Consider the following 2,118-nt stretch of genomic DNA (forward strand, 5'->3'; position numbering starts at 1 on the left):
CCGCGTTTGACGGAGAACGAGACGTCATCGACGGCCTTGAACATCTCCTTCTTGCGGGGCAGCTTGAACTCCTTGGTCAAATGCTCGACCGTGATGATGTGCTCGCTCTTTGCCAGGGCGGATTCGTCAGCGATCTTGTGCTCGAGCAGCGCATCGGCATCCTCGCCACGTTCCTTGGCGGAGATGATGCGCTGGGAGGCCAGGGACGGCGCGGCGGCGACCAGACGCTTGGTATAGGGATGCTGCGGATGCTGCAGCACCTCAAGCGACGGACCGGATTCGACGACCTGACCTTTGTACATCACGACGATATGCTGGGCGCGTTCGGCGGCGAGACCGAGGTCGTGGGTGATGAACAGCACGGAGGTGCCCAGTGAATCGGTCAAAGTGCGCAGATGGTCGAGAATGCGCTTCTGCACGGTGACGTCCAGCGCGGAGGTCGGCTCGTCGGCGATCAGCAGATCCGGGCGGCAGGCCAGGCCGATGGCGATCAGCGCACGCTGGCGCATGCCGCCGGAGAACTCATGCGGGAACTGGCGGGCACGGGTGGCGGCGTCGGGCAGACCAGCTTCGGACAACAGTCCGGAAATACGGTCCTCCATCGTGGAGCCCAGCACGTGCTTCTTGGCGATCGTCCATGCGGAGTCGTCCGAAACCCCCGCGTCAATGAGGTCCTTGGCCACACGCCAACGCGTCTGGGAGCCCGGAACCCACTCGTCGCGGAAATAGTTCATTTCCTCTTCGACATGCTTGGAACCGGCATCTTCCAAAGCCTTCTTGGCGGCGTCAAGCAGAGCGGGCAGATCCTTGGAGCCGACGAACAGCTCGTCCTCCTCGGTTTTAAGATCCACCACCGAGTTTTCCTCGGAGGCCAGCGCCGAGGCCAACTTGGAACGCTTCTCCTTGGAAATGTCCATGTTGTTGGCCTGCAGGGCCTCTTTCACCTGAGCGCCGATACGCCACACCGGATTGAGGTTCGACATCGGGTCCTGCGGCACCAGGCCCATCTTGGAGCCACGGAGCTTGTCGTATTCCTTCTGGCTGATTCCGGCGATTTCCTGGCCGTCCAATTTGATGGAGCCGCCGACGACATGGCCGGTGCCGGGCAGCAGGCCGAGCACCGCCATGGCGGAGGTGGACTTGCCGGAGCCTGATTCGCCCACGATGGCCACCCACTGCCCCGGATACACCGAGAAGGAGGAATGACGAACCGCGTGCACGGCCTTGCCGGTATCGGTGGTGAAGTCGACCTGCAGATCCTTGACCTCGAGCAGCGGGCCCTGCTTGGCCTGATAGGAAGCGATGGTGGATTGAATGTTGGTAGACATAATTGCGTTTCCTCCACTCACGCCGTGCGGGCCTTGGGATCAAGCGCATCCTGTACGGCATCGCCCAGCATGATGAAGGCGAGCACGGTAATGGCCAGCGCCGCAGACGGATAGAACAGGACGGACGGATTGGTGCGCAGCAACGACTGTGCGGTGGAGATATCGCCGCCCCACGACACCACGGAGCTGGGCATGCCGATGCCCAGGAAGCTCAGGGTGGCTTCGGAGACGATGTATCCGCCGAGGTTCATGGTGGCCATCACGATGGCCGGTGCCAGCGAATTCGGGATGATGTGCTTGAACAGGTTCCGCCCCGGTGTGGAGCCGAGCGCCAGCGACGCGGTGTTGAATTCAAGGTTCTTGGCCTCGATCACCGCGCCTCGCACTATTCGGGCCATGGACACCCAGCCGAACAGCGCCAGGGTGAACACGATCTTCCAGATCGAAGTGGAAGTACGGAACATCTGCAGCAGCACAATGGAGCCAAGCAGCAGTGGAACCGCGAAGAAGATGTCGGTGATGCGAGACAGGACCGCATCGACCCAGCCACCGAAGAAGCCCGCTACTGCGCCGATCAGACCGCCGAGCACCGTGACCAGCAGCGTGGTGAACACGCCGATGGACACCGAGGTGCGGGCGCCGTAGATCACGCGGGCGTATACGTCGCAGCCCTGCTTGTCGAATCCGAAGGGATGGCCGGCCGTGGCGCCCTCAAGCGAGTTGTCGAGCTTGCAGCTGCGGGGATCGACGCTGGTGAACAGCTGCGGGAAGAAGGTCACCAGCAGGACCA

Annotated in this window: 2 protein-coding genes; both read right to left on the minus strand. The window is 62.3% G+C overall.

Translation table 11 applies throughout. The features are described 5' to 3' along the window. Positions 1 to 1,328, minus strand: a 1,328-nt coding sequence (locus B2994_RS07375) for an ABC transporter ATP-binding protein (RefSeq protein WP_291527742.1), incomplete at its 3' end; no start/stop codon positions are given. 17 nt (positions 1,329 to 1,345) lie between these two features. Then, the coding region (locus B2994_RS07380; RefSeq protein ID WP_291527718.1) for an ABC transporter permease at positions 1,346 to 2,118 on the minus strand (773 nt) is incomplete at its 5' end.

It is taken from the genome of Bifidobacterium sp. UBA744, from assembly GCA_002298605.1.
GTDB lineage: Bacteria > Actinomycetota > Actinomycetes > Actinomycetales > Bifidobacteriaceae > Bifidobacterium.